This is a genomic window from Bacillus sp. XB1, assembly GCF_053557995.1.
Genome location: NZ_JBNRIL010000001.1, coordinates 1,916,817 through 1,936,246 on the forward strand (window position 1 = coordinate 1,916,817; position 19,430 = coordinate 1,936,246).

General features: G+C 35.0%; 15 protein-coding genes, 2 pseudogenes, 1 riboswitch and 1 other annotated feature. Of the genes and pseudogenes, 5 read left to right on the top strand and 12 right to left on the bottom strand.

Annotation, left to right across the window (positions count from 1 at the left end; all coding sequences use genetic code 11):
* Window positions 1-14: 14 nt before the first annotated feature.
* Both ACK1U5_RS09685 and ACK1U5_RS09690 read right to left on the bottom strand, forming a co-directional pair.
* Complete coding sequence (locus ACK1U5_RS09685) at window positions 15-554, bottom strand: PadR family transcriptional regulator (protein ID WP_000678329.1); 540 nt, start codon at window positions 552-554, stop codon at window positions 15-17.
* A gap of 152 nt (window positions 555-706) precedes the next feature.
* Entirely contained in the window at window positions 707-1,510 is an 804-nt protein-coding gene (locus tag ACK1U5_RS09690; protein ID WP_000427320.1) for a polyphosphate kinase 2 family protein, read from the bottom strand.
* Between the two features lie 404 nt (window positions 1,511-1,914).
* Here ACK1U5_RS09690 and ACK1U5_RS09695 point away from each other — a divergent pair, with 404 nt between their 5' ends.
* The gene (locus ACK1U5_RS09695) at window positions 1,915-2,379 is read left to right on the top strand and encodes a hypothetical protein (RefSeq protein ID WP_069605106.1); all 465 of its coding nucleotides are present in this window, start codon (window positions 1,915-1,917) and stop codon (window positions 2,377-2,379) included.
* A gap of 195 nt (window positions 2,380-2,574) precedes the next feature.
* On the opposite strand, the gene ACK1U5_RS09700 is transcribed toward ACK1U5_RS09695, so the two are convergent.
* Entirely contained in the window at window positions 2,575-3,837 is a 1,263-nt protein-coding gene (locus tag ACK1U5_RS09700; protein ID WP_069605107.1) for an MFS transporter, read from the bottom strand.
* Window positions 3,838-3,974: 137 nt separating this feature from the next.
* Here ACK1U5_RS09700 and ACK1U5_RS09705 point away from each other — a divergent pair, with 137 nt between their 5' ends.
* Window positions 3,975-4,460, top strand: a complete 486-nt coding sequence (locus ACK1U5_RS09705) for an 8-oxo-dGTP diphosphatase (RefSeq protein WP_069605108.1) — start codon at window positions 3,975-3,977, stop codon at window positions 4,458-4,460.
* Between the two features lie 28 nt (window positions 4,461-4,488).
* Here ACK1U5_RS09705 and ACK1U5_RS09710 read toward each other — a convergent pair whose 3' ends face one another.
* The 3 genes and pseudogenes from ACK1U5_RS09710 to ACK1U5_RS09720 all read right to left on the bottom strand — a co-directional run.
* Entirely contained in the window at window positions 4,489-6,114 is a 1,626-nt protein-coding gene (locus tag ACK1U5_RS09710) for a YndJ family protein (protein WP_069605109.1), read from the bottom strand.
* A 5-nt stretch (window positions 6,115-6,119) separates the two neighbouring features.
* A pseudogene (locus ACK1U5_RS09715) lies at window positions 6,120-6,442 on the bottom strand (DUF4166 domain-containing protein); the annotation flags it as partial.
* Window positions 6,430-6,663, bottom strand: a pseudogene (locus ACK1U5_RS09720) (hypothetical protein); the annotation flags it as partial. The pseudogenes ACK1U5_RS09715 and ACK1U5_RS09720, both read right to left, overlap by 13 nt.
* Before the next feature lie 192 nt (window positions 6,664-6,855).
* Window positions 6,856-7,042: riboswitch (Lysine riboswitch) on the top strand.
* A 203-nt stretch (window positions 7,043-7,245) separates the two neighbouring features.
* On the opposite strand from ACK1U5_RS09720, the gene ACK1U5_RS09725 reads away from it, so the two are divergent.
* Together ACK1U5_RS09725 and ACK1U5_RS09730 are read left to right on the top strand one after the other, a co-directional pair.
* Window positions 7,246-8,475 (top strand): aspartate kinase, encoded by a 1,230-nt coding sequence (locus ACK1U5_RS09725; RefSeq protein ID WP_069605110.1) that lies wholly within the window; start codon window positions 7,246-7,248, stop codon window positions 8,473-8,475.
* 226 nt (window positions 8,476-8,701) lie between these two features.
* Window positions 8,702-9,154 carry a VOC family protein gene (locus ACK1U5_RS09730; RefSeq protein ID WP_001107260.1) on the top strand — a complete coding sequence of 151 codons (453 nt, stop codon included), beginning with the start codon at window positions 8,702-8,704 and terminating at the stop codon, window positions 9,152-9,154.
* 58 nt (window positions 9,155-9,212) lie between these two features.
* Here ACK1U5_RS09730 and asnA read toward each other — a convergent pair whose 3' ends face one another.
* On the bottom strand, window positions 9,213-10,196 hold the full coding sequence (gene asnA, locus ACK1U5_RS09735; RefSeq protein WP_000284914.1) for an aspartate--ammonia ligase: 984 nt from the start codon (window positions 10,194-10,196) through the stop codon (window positions 9,213-9,215).
* A gap of 70 nt (window positions 10,197-10,266) precedes the next feature.
* Window positions 10,267-10,525 (bottom strand) — a binding site (T-box leader).
* A gap of 406 nt (window positions 10,526-10,931) precedes the next feature.
* Between asnA and ACK1U5_RS09740 the strand changes: the two genes are divergently transcribed.
* On the top strand, window positions 10,932-11,066 hold the full coding sequence (locus tag ACK1U5_RS09740; protein WP_000047588.1) for a DUF3934 domain-containing protein: 135 nt from the start codon (window positions 10,932-10,934) through the stop codon (window positions 11,064-11,066).
* A gap of 98 nt (window positions 11,067-11,164) precedes the next feature.
* On the opposite strand, the gene ACK1U5_RS09745 is transcribed toward ACK1U5_RS09740, so the two are convergent.
* The 5 genes from ACK1U5_RS09745 to ACK1U5_RS09765 all read right to left on the bottom strand — a co-directional run.
* A complete protein-coding gene (locus ACK1U5_RS09745; RefSeq protein WP_044584339.1) occupies window positions 11,165-14,359 on the bottom strand; it encodes a DEAD/DEAH box helicase in 3,195 nt (1,064 codons plus the stop codon).
* A gap of 118 nt (window positions 14,360-14,477) precedes the next feature.
* The gene (locus tag ACK1U5_RS09750; RefSeq protein WP_000500302.1) at window positions 14,478-15,410 is read right to left on the bottom strand and encodes a response regulator; all 933 of its coding nucleotides are present in this window, start codon (window positions 15,408-15,410) and stop codon (window positions 14,478-14,480) included.
* 2 nt (window positions 15,411-15,412) lie between these two features.
* Entirely contained in the window at window positions 15,413-16,711 is a 1,299-nt protein-coding gene (locus ACK1U5_RS09755; protein ID WP_002004878.1) for a sensor histidine kinase, read from the bottom strand.
* Between the two features lie 64 nt (window positions 16,712-16,775).
* A complete protein-coding gene (gene malS / locus ACK1U5_RS09760; protein ID WP_016109742.1) occupies window positions 16,776-18,488 on the bottom strand; it encodes an oxaloacetate-decarboxylating malate dehydrogenase in 1,713 nt (570 codons plus the stop codon).
* A 74-nt stretch (window positions 18,489-18,562) separates the two neighbouring features.
* Window positions 18,563-19,430, bottom strand: an 868-nt coding sequence (locus ACK1U5_RS09765) for a lyase family protein (protein WP_448814817.1), incomplete at its 5' end; no start/stop codon positions are given.

Consider the following 19,430-nt stretch of genomic DNA (forward strand, 5'->3'; position numbering starts at 1 on the left):
TGTGAATGCGTTTTTCATTCTTCTGTTTTATTGTTTTCTTTCGCCTCTAACTCTTCTAATTTTTTCTTCAAAGTCTCCACTTGTGCACTATACGATGCAATACCTACATCTAGTGAAATTTCTTCGACGAAAGTAATACCTATTCTCCACTTTTCATATTTCAATCGAAGATCTGCAATGTACGCTTCTTTTCTTTCAATTTCATCTTTAATCCATTTTTTTATTGTTACATCATCACTATAGTTGCCAAAATACATTCTCATTAAAAAATCCGAACGTAAAACATCCTTCTCTATAGGCGTCTGCATGTATTGATAAAATTCTTCACGCCCCTCATCTGTAATAAAGTACATTTTCTTATTCGGTTTTCCCTCTTGCATGACAACCTCTTTTTTTATTTTCCCTTCATTCTCCAATTGCCGTAATGTTGGATAAATCATTCCAAAACTTCCATCAAAAAAATGAGTAAATACGTCTTCAAACACAATTTTAATATCGTAACCAGACAATTCCTTTTCCATTAATAAACCTAAAACAACATCTCTTCCCTTCAAAGTAAAACCCCCACATAGTATATAATCAATAATCATATTAACATTGTTAATATGATTATTGATTATATACCTTATTCTGTTAATTGTAAAATGTTTCTAAATAAAAAAGCCCCATAATTTGGTTTCACCAATTCACAGGGCCATTTTCTTATTTACTCTTTAACACCTACACCTTGCAAAACTTCAATATCCTCTTTCATTTCATAATAATAAGAAGGCAATTCTATACCATGTTCTAAGAAATAATCCTCAATGAATGAAATAATAATTTTTAACGTTTTTACACGAGCATACAATTTATCGTTACTTTCAATAATATGCCACTTTGCATTTGGCTTACTTGTTTTTTCAAACATGTCTTCCATTGCTTCAACATACTCATCCCATTTTTCACGATTACGCCAATCTTCGTCTGTAATTTTCCATCTTTTCAAAGGATTTTTCTCTCTATCTTTAAATCTCTTTAACTGTTCCTCTTTACTTATATGGTAGAAGAACTTCCCTATTATGTAATGGTCATCTGTTAGTAGTTTTTCAAAATCATTAATCTCATCATATGCTCTCATCCACTCTTCCTTTGTAGCAAATCCTTCAACACGCTCAACTAACACACGACCGTACCATGAGCGATCAAAAATGGTGATTTGCCCGTACTGTGGAATTTTGCGCCAGAAACGTTGCAAATAATGGTAACGTTTCTCATGAGGTGCAGGCGCTCCAATTGGATTTACTTGGAACCCACGCGGGTCAAGATGTTCCGTCACCCGCTTAATTGCCCCACCTTTACCAGCCGCATCCCATCCTTCCATAACAAGCATAACCGCGATTTTTTCTTCTTTCAAAATTTGCTGTAATGCTAATAAGCGCCTTTGATATTTTTCTAATTTCTTATTGTACTTAGATTTTGATTCAATTTTTTTCGTTAAGTCTACTTTAGCAAGATGTCCATTTTCCATAAAACAAATCCCCCTTGTTGTATGACAATGTTATTTTAACATATTTTTGGTAATTTTTTTCATATCCTAAAAAAACTGTGTAGAAACATCTCTACACAGCTTCCTTCTCTAATTTCACATATATAAGCACATTTAACTACATTAAAATAAATAATTTATACTGAACTCTTAGTATATTCTTTTTATTAAAACGTAAAAATAGTCCTTTTAAAAAGGGCAGCAATCTAAGTATAGAAAAACAAATTTATTCTTTTTTACTACATACGTAATTATGCCGGCTATAAGAGTATTGAATAAGATATTGATTCACTACTCTTATAGCCACTTTACATTATATGGTATATTTACTCGTAAAAAGAAGATAATAACAAGTAAATCCATTAAAGAATGGGAGCTCTAAAAAAATGAAACGAAAAATATTAACTCTCTTTACACTTTTATGCTTAGCACTACCAATACAAGCTAGTGCTTACACATTTCAGTCACTACCGATTGCGTCAAAGTCTAAACAATGGTATGTCGAAATTGATAAATCTCATAACTCAAACAAGCAAGCAATCCAGCCAAAGCAAGGTGTATTTGATACGTATAGTTTACTCGTAAAAAACATCGGTCATGATGTATTAAACGTATCTGTGGAAATACTTGATAACAACCCTACCTCTAAAGCTACCTTTAAACCTACTACACCTAATGAAAATATTTCTAAAAGTCATACAAGCTTTGACTACATGGTATTCCCATTAGACTTTAATAGTCATAATTTTAAAGTTGTAATCACTTGGGAAGAAAAGAATTTCTCTTACAATGGCCATCCGGTAAATGAAGGTAAAAAAATGAAACAAACATTTGTATTTAATGAAGACTAAGTCCTAATTTCTTTAGGGCTTAGTCTTCTTTTTTGAAACCTGCTTGTATCGCTTCCGTCACTTCTTTTGTGATTTCTAATTTTGTTGTGCCAAATATGTACGGACAGTTTTTCATTACAAAGGTGTTTTATTAATACTAGTTGATTATATGCTAAGTTATTTTCTATATAGGTCTAGCCCTCTTTTCCCATATAATCAATTAAATCGACGAATACTCGGTACAGACAATGCTATTCCAATTGTTAAAATTACTAAACTAGCTAGTGTTATAATAGTTATTTCGCCACCTATGACAGTAGCTAACCAGCCTACAACTACATACCCTAATGGCAATAAAGCAAAAGAACCCAACATATCAAGGCTTGCCACTCTTCCGAATGCTTCTTCTGGTACAAGCTCCTGTAAACTCGTTTCCCAAATGAGTCCAAATATCATCATGCCAAATCCTTCAATTGCCATTAAGAATATTAAAGCGGGTGCCCAAGAAATGAATGGCATAATTAATAAAGCAATGCCACTCATTAAAACACCTCCATAAGCCAGTAATCCTCTCTTATCCCACCGCTCTTTCCCACCAAATATTACTGCGGCAATTATAGCCCCACCACCAGAAAAGGCCATGCCAAGCCCATACACGTAAGCTTCAAAATGATGATGAACATTAAATAACCATGGAATTAATACGACGATAATGCCGGCATAACAAATATTTATAAAAGAAAAAACTAAAATTGTAATCCACAGCCACGGATGACTTTTTAAAACTAAAACACCTTCCATAAACTCTTGTTTGTAAGTAAGCTTACTCTTTTCAATGGGTTTTACTTTTTTAAACTTAATTTCTTTTAAAAATAATAAAAATAAAAATGATAATAAGTACGTTGCTGCATCTAGTCCGAAACCTATCCCTGCAGATGCAACCGATACGATTAACCCACCAAGTGCTGGCCCAATCAATCGTATACCTTGATTACTCATTTGAGTGAGTGCGTTAGCTGCATTACGAATTTCAGGAACGAATACTTTCGCCCTTACAGCAGAATATGCTGGTTGGAATATCCCTTCCATAAGTCCGTATATGGCAACGAGAATATATAAAATCGTAATTGTTAATAAATCCATAAATATAAGCGATGCAAGTAATAGCATTAATATACAGCGGATTATATCCGTAAATAACATTAATTTAACCCGATCAATTCGGTCTACAACTAAACCTGCAAACGGTAAAGCAAGAATATTAGGTAGCATGTACATTGCCATCGTCATCCCCATTACAACTGTTGAGCCAGTTAATGAATACACAACAACTGGAAGTATGACCATAGTTATCGAACTACCTAAGGCCGAGAGTAATTGTCCAATCCATAAAAACTTAAAGTGCGTTGATACTTTAACTGGTAATAATAATTTTCCAATATAACTTAAACTTTTCTCCTTTTGTATTTCCCCTTGCATGTCTCTCTCCTCTTTTCAAATGACTATAGAATACATAATATACGACTGAAAATTCATAATATTATATTTCCAATTATATAAGAAACCATTATGTTATGGTAAAATTATCAAAAAAATATAAAGGAGAATGCATCATTATGCCTCCAAATTCACATAACATCGAACACCAAATCTATACAATGTGTATGATCCAGCGCAACAATGAAGTTTTACTCGTAAAACGACCCAATCATCGAGGTTTCCCTGGCTACATAGCTCCTGGCGGCAAAGTAGATTTTCCCGAAAGTATCGTTCAAGCCGCTATAAGGAAAGTAAAAGAAGAAACCGGATTACTTGTTTCGGATTTAAATTTTAAGGGATTAGATGAATATGTAAATCCGAAAGGGAATGTTCGGTACATGGTATTTAACTACTGGACAGACTCATTTGAAGGTGAACTTCTTTTAAACCCATCTGAGGGCAAATTATTATGGATACCAATCGATACAGCACTAAAGCTTCCTATGCAAGATTGGTTTAAAGAAAGATTCCCATTATTTTTTGAAAAAGGCACCTTTGAAATTCAACGTGTTTGGGATAATGAGCTAGATAAACAAGTTGCTATAACAATTACACATACGTAAAAAAGCTTGGAATCTCTCCAAGCTTTTCTTACTTCTCCTGTACTTTCTTAATCTTATAATCAATTTCTAAAAACTTAACTCCAAATATCCACATTCTATGATTAGCTTCTAGTATGTGATCCGTGCGCTCTTTTATAATAAAAGTCTCTGCTAACGGTAAACGGATTGTCAAGAACCGAGTATGTAAATAAATCCCCTCATCTCCCTGACCATTTTCTCTTAACTTACTAGTAATAATTAAATCATGACTATCATTATATAGTTTCAAAATACCAGTCATATTCGAATAAGGTAAAGGTAAGGCGATATTCATATATGTCTCATTCTTATTTGTATGCTTTGAATAAAGAGCTACAAAAATAGATTTACCTGCTTCATTTTTTCTTAGCCAAGCCCTTACATTCTCTCTTCCATCTTTCTCATCTATGACACTAATGATAGAGCCATGCATCGTTTCCCAATTGCCGCCCATTCCTAAATGTATTTGTTCTACACGCTTACTCATTTTCTCATAGCAAAGTGCGAACGGACGGAACCAACGAGCCCATTTAATATTCGATTGCAATTCATACTCTGCTGTATTTTCATAAAAATGAATCATACTTAAAGGAACCTTCGTCACATCAAATGCCTCACTATGAAAGTCATTTACTTTATCGACTAAACCGTTGTATTCCTTACTGTCTACTAAATTGCTGCTATATAAATAAGCCTCACCAATTGCCACATTTCCTCTTAACTTACTCATTGGTTTCCCATAGTATTTATAATTCGGAACACTCTTTTCAATCATCCAGCCGATAAATGCCGGTAAAGCTACTCCAATTCCGTTGACAACACCATGAATCCAAACCATTTGAGCAATTGTAATCGTCATTACATGCTTCAAATTTCCATATGAATATATAAGTGAGAACATAATTGTAACCATGAGTGTACTAGACGAAACGATTAGAAGAATCTTTGCACTGATAGCATTAAATTTTGCTCTCCAAACGTAAAATCCATACCCATAAATTGCACATAAATATAGGAACACTGCAAAAAATTCAAATATTCTTGAGTATGTAATTCCTATTGCAACTGTCATAGGTGAAATCATGATGATAAACATAATAGCATCATACACTTTACTTCTCTTTTCTCTTTTTCTCCCTATTAAACCAGCTGATAATGGCAATAGAAACGCCGAATAATGAAAATGTGCAGCTGTGAGTAAAACAATGTCAGAGCTAAAATGCATAATTGAAAGTTTTGCTACTGAAGCAGAAAACCAAAAACCACCTAAAAACAAATAAATAAACGCACTATCTATGGCGATCTCTTCTAACGGCTTCCATCCTCTTTCTAACAATCTACTTACACCAAATAACGCAACAATTCCTGTATATACAAACCAAACTAGCGCAAATAAATAGTGATTTGTGACGAAAGCTAGCATTGCACAAATTGCTGCGATTGGATATAAAAATGATACGGATTTATAAAATAATAATTGCGATCCATCTCTTTTTCTTTTATCAATAATACAAAATGACATTGGTATAAATAATAAAACAGATAATAATATAATTGCTTCAACAGGATTTATATTCGACCACTCACATATTAGAAAAACAACATAACAAGCAAGCCCAAATATTATATTTTTCATATCGTCTATTCCCTTTCCACAAATGTTCCCTTATATGAAAAAAGCAACCAATTAACGGGTTTCGTACTTGTACATGAATTCGAAAACATTGTAGTGTTTCATCATAACTTTCAACAATTTTTGCCTCACCATACAAGAATTTTGGTAACGGCATTTTTCTTCCAAACATATAAAACCATTGTTTCTTTGAAGAAATATGCATTGCCCCTAACTCATCGATATGAAAATGCAGTGTAGAAACGAGTAAATGTGGTTCACCAAAATAATCTACAATTTCATTTTCGTTTTCATCCAATTGCATAACTGCATTAAAATATCTTTTCTTATTTCACCTATTGATTCCCCTTCTCCAACTATTTCAAGCCCAAATCCAATCTTTGTTTTATAAAAAAACTTCTTTGGTTCTCCTTCTTTTTTCTCTAAATACGAAATTTCAGTAAAGCGAGCATCCCACTCTGTATGTATATCTGGTTCTTGCGTATATTCCCATAATTTTTCCATCTTCGTGTTCATTTTTGTCGCAACATAAATAGGCTGTTTCCTTTTCATTCTCCCCACCTCCTATGCACTATAAGTTTAATGTACATGCAATGAATTTATTTTGCTACATTTTTCACAAACTTCCTCAAAAAAAGAAAGAATTTTTAAAATATATATAAAACACTTGATTCCACGAAAAATTTAAATTATTATAAAACAAATGTTACCAACAACTTCATAAATCAAACACTCTCGCCTAAAACGTGAGATAGAGGTTGCGATACTTATGAGTATTCTAATGGAGACACAGAGATGTCTATGAACTTAGATGAAAGGAAGTATTGCCGAAATTGATAAATTTCTCTGCATTTATCAATTGGGGCTGTTTTCGAATAGAAACAGAACTGTCATATGTACAGACGTGTACGTATGAAGAGCTATCTACAAAAAAGAGATATCATTTTTTTATGATATTCCTTTTTTGGCGGTTTTTTTATTAGCTCCGTTTTCTGTTTCCCTTTTCCTGTAACAGCACCATCCTCACTTATTTGAGATGGTGTTTTTTGTTTGTCTTTCTGGTAACTACAGGAGTATTGGGATTTATATATTTCCTAATCTATTCTTAAAAATAGACGAAAGAAGGAATTTGTAATGGAAACAATTGTTCAAAAATTTGGTGGCACTTCTGTCGGAAGCGTCGAACGCATTCAACATGTAGCAAATTTAATTATTGAAGAATATGAACGAGGTCATAGCATTGTCTCTGTCGTTTCAGCAATGGGAAAAAGCACAGATGAACTTGTCGCACTCGCTAACGCTATCACAGAAAATCCAAGTAAACGTGAAATGGATATGCTTCTATCTACAGGAGAACAAGTAACTATTTCATTATTAACAATGGCACTGCAAGCAAAAGGCTATCATGCAATTTCATTAACAGGGTGGCAAGCAGGTATTACGACAGAATCTGTACATAGTAGTGCACGGATTACTGACATTCATACAGATCGTATTCAATCTTATCTTGCTGAAGGTACGATTGTTATCGTAGCTGGTTTCCAAGGTATAAGTGTAGAAAATGAAATTACAACGCTTGGCCGTGGTGGCTCTGATACGACTGCTGTCGCATTAGCTGCTGCACTTAAAGCAAAAAAATGTGATATTTATACGGATGTGACAGGTGTATATACGACGGACCCACGAGTTGTAAAAGATGCTTACAAATTAGACGAAATTTCTTATGACGAAATGTTAGAGCTTGCTAATCTCGGTGCTGGCGTATTACACCCGCGCGCTGTTGAGTTTGCTAAAAATCATAATGTAGTTTTAGAAGTTCGCTCAAGTATGGAACAAGAAAACGGAACAATTGTAAAAGGAGAATGTAACATGGAACAACAATCAATCGTTAAAGGTATTGCATTTGAGGATAACATTACACGTGTCACAATTAAAGGATTAGAACAAGGCTCGCTTTCAACAGTTTTCTCTACATTAGCAGCAGCACACATTAATGTAGATATCATCATTCAAAGTATTACAAATGAAGGAACTGTACACCTCTCCTTCTCCATTCATTCGAATGATTTAAGAAAAACTTTAGAAGTTTTGGAACAAAATCAAGAAACTCTTCACTATGAATCTGTAGAACATGAAAATCACTTAGCAAAAGTATCAATCGTAGGATCTGGCATGGTATCTAACCCAGGTGTCGCTGCAAATATGTTCACTACTTTAAAAGAAGAAGATATTCATATTAAAATGGTAAGTACATCAGAAATTAAAGTGTCTGTCGTTATTGACCGCCTTCATTTAGTAACAGGCGTTGAGGCGCTGCATCAATCATTTATGGCGAAAATTGAGCCTTTAGTGCAAATGAGCTAATCTGATATATTTAGTAATGCTAAAAAAATCATATTAATGTATTACCTTCCTATTAAATAAAAAGCTGTTCGTTAACACGATGCTATATGACATATTAAAAAACACCTTGTCACATTTTCCTATACTGTGACAAGGTGTTTTTGACTGAAAGGAATTTGTAACTACTTAGTAGTATAATTATGAGGATAATTAAATAATAGACTTTTATACATAAGGAGATAAGACTATGGCAAAAAACAAATTACTACGAATGGACAATGTCAGCATCGTTGTAGAATCCCTTGATAACGCAATCTCTTTCTTTGAGGAGATTGGCTTGAATCTCGAAGGTCGAGCCAATGTCGAAGGTGAATGGGCTGGTCGCGTAACTGGACTCGGTTCTCAGTGCGTAGAGATCGCTATGATGGTCACTCCAGATGGCCACAGCCGAATTGAACTTTCGCGATTTCTCACCCCACCTACTATATCAGATCACCGAAATGCTCCTGTAAACGCCCTCGGTTATCTACGCGTCATGTTCACCGTTGAAGACATTGACGAAATGGTATCGAGACTCACTAAGCATGGTGCAGAGCTCGTTGGTGAAGTAGTTCAGTATGAGAACTCGTATCGTCTCTGCTACATTCGTGGAGTCGAAGGAATTTTAATCGGTTTAGCGGAAGAACTCGGTAATAAATAAGTAATGTTTTATAAAAAAGAGGGAATAGCTCTATATTTAAGCTATTCCCTCACTTCTATTAAAACAGATGAATGTTTTCTTTTTTACAAGCTGCACGTAAATCGTCAGGCCATACAGAAGATTGAACTTCACCGATATGAGCTTTACGTAAGAAGTACATGCACATTCTTGATTGTCCAATACCACCGCCGATTGTTAATGGTAGTACGTCTTCTAGTATACCTTTATGGAAATCATACTCACGTTTGAAGTCTTCACCAGTTTTCGTTAACTGCTCATCAAGTGATTTACTATCAACACGAATTCCCATTGATGATAATTCAAATGAAGATTGTAGTACTGGGTGCCAGAATAAAATGTCACCGTTTAATTTCCAATCGTCATAATCAGCTGCGCGTCCGTCGTGCTTTTCACCTGAACGAAGTGCATCACCAATTCCGATAATGAAGACTGCACCATGTTCTTTCGCAATTGCATGTTCACGATCTTTCGGTGTTAATTCTGGATATTTATCTTCTAATTCTTGAGAAGTAACGAAAACAATTTCTTCCGGTAAATACTTTCCAAGGAACGGATATTTTTCAAATAAGTGATCTTCTAAATCTTTGAATATTCCATAAATTGTTTGTACTGTTTTTTGTAAGTAATCGACAGTACGCCATTCTTTTTGAACGATTTTTTCCCAATCCCATTGGTCAACGTAAATGGAATGCGTTGCATCAAGTTCTTCATCACGACGAATCGCGTTCATGTTTGTATATAAACCTTCACCAGCTTCATATCCATATTCATGTAATGCAAATCGTTTCCATTTCGCTAGTGAATGAACAATTTCTAATTCTTCTCCTGAATGTAACATATCAAATTCAATTGGACGTTCTACACCGTTTAGGTGATCGTTTAATCCTGATTTTTTCGTTACGAATAATGGTGCAGATACGCGGAATAGTTCAAGGCGTTTTGCTAATTGGTCCTCGAAAAATGTTTTAACTTCCTTAATTGCAATTTGAGTCTCTCTTACTGTCATTAATGATTGATACATGGTGGTTTCCTCCTAAAATGTTTGGATGTTGTGAAAAGAAGCCAACAAAAAAAGCCCTTCTTTCCCAAAAAACTGGGACGAAAGGCTTTGGTTCCGCGGTACCACCCAAATTAGCAACAGAGGTTGCTCACTTATACAATACGGAGATGAAATATCTCGATACTGTTCTTCTTGTAACGGCGAAGTTCCCGGCTAAGTCTACTTTCCTATAAAGGATTTCGGTTAGCAACTCCAGGAGGTTCTTCATAATAGGCTTCGTATCAGGCTCACACCACCCCTGACTCGCTTAAACTACGTCCTACTACTACTCGTCCTTTCATAGTCGTTTTGTTGTCACATCTCTGAAACATTTTATTAATGATTATTCTATACAAAAAATAAAGAAAGTCAACAAAAAGTTTTAAAATATTTTTCAATTCTTTATTTTACGGCTTTATTGATTGTTGTTAATTTAACATCTTTACTTTTTCTGCCTCGTCAATCCAAAAAATGTTTCACTGACCGAAACTAACGTATACACAATAATTAATGTGATCGTTCGGAATATAGAATCCGCAGTATTTCTTATTATTTTCATTTTCTTTATAATTCCTTTCAGTTTACTTGCAATTTCATGATATACTATAGCATTCAAGCAGTTTATTTTTACTTAAAGCAATCATAGTCATTTATAAAGAGTATTTTCTAAATCATTGACTATTATCAAATAAGATTTTTAAATAACGGAGTGATCATATGAGTAAAACGAAGGCAAAACCGAAAAAAGGTGTAGGACAAGGTACAGGAAGTAAAGGATGGAACCGTTGGCAATCAAGTGCAAAGAAAAAGGCAGCTGCAAAGCCATACAAAAGTAAAGGTACAAAGAAGTAATTTAAATAACATTTGATTTCTTTACTTTGTACAAAACAAAATATAATTATTACAACAAAAAGCTATGCTTTCACATGTGAAAGCATAGCTTTTTCATATTAAATCATTAAAATATCTCGTATTTCTTCCTCCGTGATGGATGCTAATTTTTCTTCTCCCGGCTCAATCACTTCAGCAATTAAATTTTTCTTACTTTCTTGCAGTTCATGCATTTTCTCCTCAATTGTTCCCTGAGCTACTAGCTTTATAACTTGCACTGTATTTTTTTGTCCCATTCGATACGCTCTATCGGCCGCTTGTTGTTCAACAGCTGGATTCCACCATAAATCGTATAATATTACTGTATCTGCACCAGTTAAATTAAGTCCGGTACCACCAGCTTTTAAAGAAATGAGAAATAGATCTCCTTCTCCTTCGTTAAACCGATCGCACAGCTCTACACGTTCCTGCGCTGGTGTACTCCCGTCTAAATAAAAGTATGGAATTGCTTGTCGATTTAACTCACGACCAATAATGGAAAGCATCTTCGTAAATTGAGAAAAAATTAATATTCTCTTCCCTGTACTTCTACATTCCTCTAAAATCTCTAACAGTTGTTCAAATTTAGCTGAACTTCCTTTGTAATCATCAACAAATAAAGCAGGATGACAACAAATTTGTCGCAATCTCGTTAAACCAGCTAAAATTCTAATTTTATTTTTACGTAACGTATCTTTGTCTAAATGCTTTAACGTTTCTTCCCTTAGCTTCGCTAAATAAGCAGCATAGAGACTCTTTTGATCGGGTAATAACTCCGATGATTGTAAGTGCTCTATTTTCTCTGGCAACTCATTTAATACGTCCCCTTTTAATCTTCTTAATACGAATGGTTTCACTCGCTTCGCTATATCTTCACGCCTTAAATCACCGAACTCTTTTCTTCCTGGTAATAATTCTGGGAAGACGACATGGAAGATAGACCATAGCTCTTCTAATGAATTTTCTACAGGTGTACCCGTTAGCCCAAAACGGTATTCAGCTTGAATTGTTTTCACAGCTCTTGCCGTTTGCGTTGTAGGGTTTTTAAACGCCTGCGCTTCATCAAGGAATAGTGTATGAAATGGTCTTGCATATAATCTTATATCTCTTCTCAGTAATGGATATGACGTAATTACGACATCAAATTCCGTTATATCTTTCAAAATTTTCCGGCGCTCTGCTTGGTTTCCATCTGCAATAACTGCTCTAATATGCGGGGCGAATTTTTTCAATTCACTAAACCAATTATAAACAAGAGATGATGGTGAAACGACTAATATAGGTAGTTTCTTTTCTCGAATCTCAGGCAAAACAGAATCTATAAAAGCAATGCTTTGCAACGTTTTTCCAAGTCCCATATCATCTGCTAAAATACCGCCAAAACGGTAATGAGCAAGTGTTTTCATCCATTCGAATCCATATACTTGATACTTTCTCATTTCTGCATTTAAAGTATTTGGCACAGCAAACTTTAATTTTTTCGGGTTTTGAATGTTTTCTACTAACTCTTGAACAGAATCATCTAAACTTAAAACATTGCCTTCATGAAGTCCGTTCATCCATTTTACACTCCGAATAAGTGGAACATTTACCTCTTCTCCATGTAAAAATTCTTTCCGAATACCTGATTCTTTTATAAACTGATTAATTTCATTAAACTCTTTACTCTCTAGCGATAAAAACGAACCGTTCGCCAATCGATAATATTTACGTTTCTCTTCAAGGGCCGCTAATACACCTTTAATTTCTGCTTCTGGTATTCCTTTTATATCAAAACGAAATGACAACCAATCAATTCTTTCTTTTCTTCTCACTGTAATAAGAGGAACTGCATCCCCTTTACTAATTCGCAATTTGATTGCTGTCGTCGCATAAATATCAACTAAACCTTTTAATGTTGGCACGACGTGATATAAAAAGTTATACTCAGCTTCTTCATTATGCATAAAGTAACCGCCTTCTGTTTTTGCAAAGGCACTTTCACTCATAATGTCTAAAATCTCTTTTTCCTTTTTCTCATCACGATTAAAAACAGACGGCTGTCCATCCTCTTCTAGCGGATTAATCATGACGTTCCCATAGTGAAATTCAAGCCCTGCTAATAAGCGACTTTTCACGCGGTCTAAATACAATTTCGCTTTTAGCGAAGGTGTTTCAACACGATCCGATATTACTTCATCAATGTGTACAGTTCCGAGCTTCATTAATCCTGGTACAACTTTCGCGACGAAATGTTCCATCTTACTTTCTGGAATATAAAACTGATTACTATTTGAGCGACTCATCATCTTTTGTAATTCAATAAGTCGCATACAATCTTCAATGTGTAAGTGATATAATTTCCCATCGTAAAGTGCATTGTTATACATATCCATAACTTGTACACGATTTAAACCATCTATATGAAGTGTAAATCCGCCATTATTTCCCTTCGTAAATTCAAAGTGTAACGGCAACAACCCTTTTGAAACTTGTAATCCCTGAAACAGTTGTTCATTTTGTTTCAGCTGTACATATTCAACTTTAGAAAGTGAAGAGAGCATATCTTTCCATGAAGCTGGTGGTATAAATATCATACTTTCATCTTGTTTCGCATGTACTTCTAGCGTATCTTCATACATTTTTTCGTTATGATACATTTTAATGAGCTGCTGAATAATCGCATCCGTTTCTTGTTTAAAACTATGTACATCTGGTGTATATGTAAATTCATTTGAACAATGAAAAGATTCCCTTTTCTCCACCTTAGAAAGAAATTCTCTAATATGATTTATGAAATACACTTTGGCAAGTTTCAATTGAATTCCAAGAAGAGCCCCACCACTTCTCGTAGCTACTGGTGTACATATAAACTCAATATCTAATATTTCACGTGTATCAAAACGGTGTTGTTTACTTTTTGGCCTCAGTGGTTTGTCTGCAAACAGCTGAAACATACCACTTGTCAATTGATCATTTCTGCTACTAGTGGAGCTCATTCTACCTGTTTGTTGATTATAGTTTATTTGTATTAATACTGCTGCAACATGTTGACAGTACGTTTGAAAAGACGCTAATGAAGGACAACTACATTTTGCAACAACATCACCCTTTTTGGCTTTTGCTACTGTAACATGGAAATCCTCGTTCCCTTTTACTGTCGCCTCACAAATTTCTTTATTTTCATCGTACTGATCTATTATCACTTTATTTGATTTATAATAGGCTTCACCTCTTTTATATGAGGTCTCTCCGCACACTTCTTTAATAATCGATTTATTCAATGTGAAACTCATTGCTTTGACACTTCCTTAATATAAAACCATTTTCTCTTACTTAACATTTTACATGCTCCACGAGAAAATATAAAATGTTGATTTAACAAAAGAAGATGCTTATTTATAAGCATCTTCTTCACTCTATCTCCATCAACCTCTTCGCCTCAAAATACAACACTTGAATAAACTTTTTCGTATTAATTCGCGTATGACCAGAAGATGCGAGTTCATCTTTCGTCATTTCTGTCATCCGTTTTCTAACTACGGTAAAATCGAAAAATTTTGGAGCATAGCTTTCAAATTTTGGATTTGAAAAGTCTGTTAATCCTAAAGAAGCCAAATGATTTAACGACTGATAAATAGCTCGACGTACTCTTTGTTCAGACGCTTTTTTCTCTTTATCAATATCCGCCTCTAAAGCTAAATCCCCTAATTTTCTTATCGTAATATGATGGAAAATTTCTTTTAACGCAGGAAAGCCAAACTCAAATGTCTGTGCCTTTTCTTGACCATATAAATATTCCAGCATACTAAGTAAATCTTTACTTCCATTCTCTCCCGCAATACCGAGTTCTGATAGTAAAAAGCGCCCTAAATCCCCTATCTTTTTTCCTTCTTGCACTGGTTCAGTACGCAATTGCGGTTTTTCCCACTGAAACACGTTATTCAATGATTTTTGAATATCGTGTATAGAACGCTCCAATCTAATACGCTCCATCACTTTGCGTACAACAGATACAACTTCGATTTTATTTAATGGTTTTGTAATATAATATTCTACACCAAGTGTATATGCCTCACCTATAAGCTGCTTCGATTCCACTTGAGAAATCATAATGATTTTCCCCGTGAAAGTTGACGCAATGTGACGAACTGTTTCAATTCCGTCCCTCATCGGCATCAACAAATCAATAAATAAAATATCTACTTTTTTAAAATTTAGTTGATCCGCCTCAATAAAAGCTCCGTCATCCGCCTCACCAATTACTTCTCCAAGATCTCCATCTTCAATAATTTGCGAAAGCATCGAACGGAAAACTTCATCATCGTCTACGATATAATAAAACAAATCTATTCCCCTTCCCGCTTTAAACTACCCTCTGGTAAACAAACGATAAACTTACATCCTCTTTTATTTTCTCGGCCTTCTAATCTCACTTCTCCGCCTAGCTCTGTTACCATTTCATTTATGTAAGAAAGCCCAATACCAGTTGACGGTGTTCCCGTTTGATCATACTTAGAAGTAAATCCTGGCTTAAATACTAATTTCTTATATTTTTGTGCAATACCAGGTCCATCGTCAATTACTTCAAAAAATATATGTTGATCTCTTTTATATAGCTTAATAATAATGACACCTTTATCTTCAATTGCTTCAACTGCATTTGCAGCGAGGTTATTAAAAATTGATAGAACTGTATACACGTGGTATGCAGCATGCTCACCTTCTATATGTTTAGAAAAACGTATATCCTTTTCTAGCATTTCAGCATACTTCTCGTTTATTCTAACAATCATTTCTGCTAACTCATGTCCTTCTACATATTCAGCCACATTTTTATCTAATAACAGTTTAGATAATCCTGCAAATATCCTTTGATTATCCTTTTTTATTTCATGCACTTCCCCCGCTATTTTCAATGCTGTTTTACTACTTGAATCAGCGCTTACTTGTAAATTTCGATATAGTTGATATGCTTCTTGTGTAATTAACTCCGCATTTTGTAACGTCTTTTTCAAATGAACAGATTCCACATATAAATTAGAAAGATGCATTAACATATTTTCATTTTCTTTTCGAACTTGCGATTCTTTTAATTTCGTTTCATATAAATTCATCATATTTAAAAAACCAAGTGCAAAGAAACTACGAAAAATAGCAATAATGATGAGTTTATTTACTTCAGAAATCGTTATTGTTGTACCTAGTACTAACATGTGATAAAACGCAAGTTCTGACATACTTGCAACAATTTCAATTGAAATCCCAAGGCATCCAATAATGATTGGTTTCTGATGGAACTTATTTACCCTGCAAAGCGAAAAAAAACTGCCATAAATAAAATAATAGAAGAACACAGGATAACGCAAATAAAATGATTCTGTCATATGAAATGAACCTTGCATGATCCAGTCAAGACATACTCGGAATAAGACTACAGATATACCAACAAGAATACCTGCAACTCCTGCTGGTACTCTTCTTAAAAATAATAATAAAAAGAAGAATAGCGGTGTACCGAAGCTAACTCGAAACGTATCATTAAAGGGATGAAAGTTCAGCTCCCCAGCAATCGGAACAACGACCATTAATATAATTAAAAGGGACATATCTTTCTTCCATAATTGATTCCAATTCAAAGGTGACACTTCCTATACTTTTTTTCAGTAGTAAAAGCGAAAGCCCGCTTATTGTTATAAACGGGCTTTTTTTCTATATTCTAACCTTTTCTACCGCTTTTATTTGGCGATACTCTGGCTTCCACATTGCTTCTTTCACTGCCATCTTGATATCGTTATCACTTAAGTTCACTCTTGCAACACCTTCTGCAACTGCAACTTTAGCTACTTCAATTGCAACCATTTCTGAGATATTACGTAATTCTTCGACCTCTGGTAAAATAGGTGCTCCTGGCTGACTTGTATCTACCATACTTGCAACTGCCTCAGCAGCTGCTGCGAACATTCCATCCGTCATGACACTTGCTCGTACTACAATTGTTCCAAGACCAAGACCTGGGAAAATAAGTGCATTATTTGATTGTCCAATCACATACGTTACACCGTTATATGTAACTGGTTCAAATGGACTTCCTGTTGCAACTAACGCTCTTCCTTCTGTCCACTCGATTAAATCTGCTGGTTTTGCTTCAGCAAGTGGCGTCGGATTCGACATTGGTAAAATAATTGGTCTTTCTACGTGAGAAGCCATTTCTTTAATAATCTCTTCTTTAAATGCACCTGCAACAGTAGATGTACCAATTAAAATTGTCGGTTTTACATGTTTCACAACTTCAGCAAGTCCGATCACATCATTTTCTTTCCACTCACTTACTTCTGCTTCTTTTCTTGCGTACGGAATTTGGAAATCAAGAAGATCTTCCATATTATCTGTAACTAACCCGTTACGATCAATACACCAGAAACGCTTATATGATTCTTCTTCAGATACGCCTACGCGGACCATCGCATCTCTAACTTGATCTGCGATACCGATTCCAGCCGTACCAGCACCAAATACAACAACGCGGTGTTCACTTAGCGGTACACCAGAAGCTTTCACTGCCGATAATACTGCCGCAAGTGAAACTGCACCTGTACCTTGAATATCATCATTAAACGTACAAACATCATGACGATATTTATCTAAAATTTTTCGTGCGTTACGAGAGCTAAAGTCTTCCCAATGTAAAAGTGCTTTCGGGAATTGTTTGTTTACCGCTTGTACAAACGTATCAATAAATTCATCGTAAGCTTCACCTGTTATACGAGGGTGACGATTTCCAATATAAAATGGATTGTTTAATAACTCCTCACGGTTTGTACCTACATCTAAAATTACCGGTAATACACGACTAGGATCGATTCCAACTGCAGCAGTGTAAACAGCTAATTTTCCGATTGCGATGTTAATACCACCAACGCCCCAGTCACCAATTCCTAATATGCCTTCTCCATCTGTTACAACGACTAAATCAATGTTCTCAGCTGTTGCACCGATATTCGTGAATGCTTCTTCAATACCTGATGGATCGTTAATTGATAAATAAACACCACGTGGTTTACGATATTCATGACTATATCTTTGAATTGCTACACCGACAGTTGGTGTATATACAATCGGTAACATTTCACGTAAATGATCTGTTAATATACGATAAAATAATACTTCATTTCGATCATGTAACGCAGTTAAGTATACATTCTTTAATAAATCATCCGGCTGAGAACTAAATTGTTCGTATGCTCGGCGTGCCTGTTCTTCTAACGTTAAAACCGCTGGCGGTAATAACCCTTTTAAACCTAACTCTTCTCTTTCATTTTGTGTGAAAGCTACCCCTTTATTTAAAAGTGGTGTTGATAATACTTCTGCTCCTCTTAATGTTGTTTCTAATGCACCATTAGAAGCTACTGTAAACTTGCTCATAACATCCCTACCTCTATTCATATATAGCATTTCTATATTGTAAACAAAAAAGAGGGGATTGTCCCCCTCTTCTTTTAATTTTTCTTTAAAAGAGTTGCTCCTGCAATCCCTGGGTGTGTCATTTCGAATGGATCTAGAATTAACTCTAAGTCTTCTTGTGACAATACACCATTTTTCACACAAAGTTCTCGAACGGATTGGCCTGTTGCAATTGCTTCTTTCGCAACGCGAGCTGCTGCTTCATAACCGATATGAGGGTTCACGGCTGTAATAATTCCTACACTTTTCTCAACATACTCTTTTAAGCGATCTTCATTCGCTTCAATTCCTTTTAAGCAATTATCTGTAAAGGCACGGAAACCGTTATTCATAATGCTAATCGATTGAAGTAAGTTGAAAACAAGTACTGGTTCCATAACGTTTAATTCTAATTGTCCTGCTTCTGAAGCAAGGCAAATTGTATGGTCATTACCAATTACTTGGAACGCAATTTGATTAATTACCTCTGGCATAACAGGGTTTACTTTCCCTGGCATAATAGATGAACCTGGTTGACGAGCTGGTAACATAATTTCCGCTAAACCAACACGCGGACCTGATGCCATTAAGCGAAGGTCATTCGCAATTTTAGACATATTCATCATACATACTTTAAGCGCTGCAGATACTTCAGTATAAGCATCCGTATTTTGCGTCGCATCTACTAAATCTTCTGCACCAACAAGCGGTAATTCACTAATTGCAGCTAAATGTTTTACAACTGCTTCAATATATTCTGGATCTGCATTTAAGCCTGTACCAACTGCAGTTGCCCCCATATTTACTTCATATAAATGTTGACGCGATTGTTGAATTCGTTTCATATCACGTTCAAGTACACGAGAGTATGCTTTAAACTCTTGTCCAAGACGAATTGGCACCGCATCTTGTAAATGTGTACGA

Coding starts and splice junctions, on each gene's coding strand:
- ACK1U5_RS09690 (WP_000427320.1), bottom strand. CDS start 1,510: ATGGAAAATGGACATCTTGCTAAAGTAGACTTAACGAAAAAAATTGAA.
- ACK1U5_RS09695 (WP_069605106.1), top strand. CDS start 1,915: ATGAAACGAAAAATATTAACTCTCTTTACACTTTTATGCTTAGCACTA.
- ACK1U5_RS09700 (WP_069605107.1), bottom strand. CDS start 3,837: ATGCAAGGGGAAATACAAAAGGAGAAAAGTTTAAGTTATATTGGAAAA.
- ACK1U5_RS09705 (WP_069605108.1), top strand. CDS start 3,975: ATGCCTCCAAATTCACATAACATCGAACACCAAATCTATACAATGTGT.
- ACK1U5_RS09710 (WP_069605109.1), bottom strand. CDS start 6,114: ATGAAAAATATAATATTTGGGCTTGCTTGTTATGTTGTTTTTCTAATA.
- ACK1U5_RS09725 (WP_069605110.1), top strand. CDS start 7,246: ATGGAAACAATTGTTCAAAAATTTGGTGGCACTTCTGTCGGAAGCGTC.
- ACK1U5_RS09730 (WP_001107260.1), top strand. CDS start 8,702: ATGGCAAAAAACAAATTACTACGAATGGACAATGTCAGCATCGTTGTA.
- asnA (WP_000284914.1), bottom strand. CDS start 10,196: ATGTATCAATCATTAATGACAGTAAGAGAGACTCAAATTGCAATTAAG.
- ACK1U5_RS09740 (WP_000047588.1), top strand. CDS start 10,932: ATGAGTAAAACGAAGGCAAAACCGAAAAAAGGTGTAGGACAAGGTACA.
- ACK1U5_RS09745 (WP_044584339.1), bottom strand. CDS start 14,359: ATGAGTTTCACATTGAATAAATCGATTATTAAAGAAGTGTGCGGAGAG.
- malS (WP_016109742.1), bottom strand. CDS start 18,488: ATGAGCAAGTTTACAGTAGCTTCTAATGGTGCATTAGAAACAACATTA.